3 protein-coding genes are annotated in these 2,029 nt (G+C 69.9%); 1 reads left to right on the top strand and 2 read right to left on the bottom strand.

Annotated elements, in window-relative coordinates; genetic code table 11:
- A partial coding sequence (locus KBX53_RS31110; RefSeq protein ID WP_210863310.1) for a 3-hydroxyacyl-CoA dehydrogenase family protein occupies nt 1-689 on the top strand: 689 nt, incomplete at its 5' end.
- Between the two features lie 40 nt (nt 690-729).
- Here the strand turns inward: KBX53_RS31110 and KBX53_RS31105 are convergent.
- Both KBX53_RS31105 and KBX53_RS31100 read right to left on the bottom strand, forming a co-directional pair.
- Complete coding sequence (locus KBX53_RS31105) at nt 730-1,575, bottom strand: ABC transporter permease (protein ID WP_030333195.1); 846 nt, start codon at nt 1,573-1,575, stop codon at nt 730-732.
- Nucleotides 1,572-2,029 (bottom strand): AAA family ATPase (locus KBX53_RS31100; protein ID WP_210863308.1); only part of this gene is annotated, 458 nt, incomplete at its 5' end. The genes KBX53_RS31100 and KBX53_RS31105, both read right to left, overlap by 4 nt.

The following is a 2,029-nucleotide window of genomic DNA, read 5'->3' as shown; positions in this document are numbered from 1 at the left end:
AGAAGGGCAAGATCGAGGCGTCCGAGGCCGAGGCGACGCTGGCGCGGATCACCCCGACCACCGACCTGGAGGCGGCGGCGGACGCGGACATCGTGGTCGAGGCGGTCTTCGAGCGCCTGGAGATCAAGCACGAGGTGTTCCGTGCCCTGGACAAGATCTGCAAGTCGGACGCGGTGCTCGCCACCAACACGTCGGCCATTCCGGTCACCCAGATCGCCGCGGTGACCGAGCGGCCCGAGGCGGTCGTCGGCACCCACTTCTTCTCCCCGGTGCCGATGATGCAGCTCTGCGAGCTGGTTCGCGGCTACAAGACCACCGACGCCACCCTGGACACCGCGCGGGCCTTCGCCGAGGAGATCGGCAAGACGGTCGTGGTGGTCAACCGGGACATCGCCGGTTTCGTCACCACCCGGCTGATCTCCGCCCTGGTGATGGAGGCGGTCAAGCTGGTCGAGTCCGGCGTGGTGTCGGCGGAGGACCTGGACACCGCCTGCCGGCTGGGCTTCGGGCACGCCATGGGCCCGCTGGCCACCACCGACCTGACCGGCGTGGACGTGCTGCTGCACGCCTCGAAGAACATCTACACCGACACGGCCGACGAGAAGTTCTTCCCGCCGGAGCTGCTCCAGCGGATGGTCACCGCCGGTGACCTGGGCCGCAAGACCGGCAAGGGCTTCTACACGTACTGAGGTGGGGCGGCCGGGGCGGTCAACCGCCCCGGCCGGCCGCTCAGCCGTCGCGCTTGGTGGTCCAGCGGAAGGTGGTCAGGCAGACCACCAGGCCGATCACGCACCACAGGGCGAGCACCAGCGCCACCCGGCCCAGCTCGAACGACCCGCCCGGCTCCTGGGCGCCGAAGCTTTCCGGTAGGAAGACCGCCCGCAGCCCCTGGCACATCCACTTGAGCGGGAACAGCGCCGCCACCTGCTGCATCCAGGTGGGCAGGTCGGTGAAGACGAAGAACACCCCGGAGATGAACTGAAGGATCAGCGAGACCGGGGTGACCACCGCCGAGCCGCTGCGGGCGGTGCGGGCCAGCGACGAGATGGCGATGCCGGACAGGGTGCACGCGGTCACCCCGAGCACGGCGACCCAGCCGAAGGTAAGCCACTTCCCGGCGGTGCCCGGCAGGTCGAGGTCGAACAGCGCCACCGCGAAGGCCAGCAGCAGCGCCGTCTCGGCGATGCCGATCACGATCACCATGATCACCTTGCCGGCGAACCAGACCCACTTCGGCATCGGCGTGCCCCGGTAGCGCTTGAGCACGCCCCGATCCCGTTCGACGGGGATCCAGATACCGAGGTTCTGGAAGCTCACCGTCATCAGGCCGGTCGCGATCATGCCGGTGATGAAGTACTGGGTGAACTTCACTCCGCCGCCGATCGTCCCGTCGAAGATCGACGCGAAGATCAGGATCATGATGACCGGGAACCCCATCGTGAAGACGACGGACTCCCGGCTGCGCAGGAACTGGGTGATCTCCAGTCGGCCCTGGCGCAGGGCGAGCGCGCCGGCGCCCGGCCGCCGGCCGCGGGTCGCGGTGACCGGCGTCGCCGGCTTCGTCGTGGTCGTCATCGCGAGTGTCCGATCATCGTGAGGTAGACGTCCTCCAGGGTCGGCCGGGTCACCGTGAGACCGGGGACCTCACCGCCGTGGCGCGCGGCGAGGTCGGCCACGAAGGCCGTCGGCGTCGCGGTCTGCGCGCTCTCCACTGTCCCTTCCGGGGTACGCCAGGCAACCGTGGCGAGGGCCTCCTGTCGATTGCCCAGCCGGTTGGGAGCGGCCACCTCCACCAGTCGACCGCCGGCGATCACGCCGACCCGGTCGGCGAGGGCCTCGGCCTCGTCCAGGTAGTGGGTGGTGAGCACGATGGTGGTGCCGGCGGCGGCGAGGTCGCGGATCAGCTCCCAGAACTCGCGGCGGGCCTCCGGGTCGAAGCCGGTGGTCGGCTCGTCGAGGAAGAGCAGCTCCGGTCGGCCGATGATGCCCAGCGCCACGTCCAGGCGGCGCTTCTGCCCGCCGGAGAGGG

The sequence above is a fragment of the Micromonospora sp. M51 genome (assembly GCF_018070305.1).
GTDB classification, from domain to species: domain Bacteria; phylum Actinomycetota; class Actinomycetes; order Mycobacteriales; family Micromonosporaceae; genus Micromonospora; species Micromonospora parva.
This window is presented reverse-complemented; position numbering and strand designations above follow the sequence as displayed.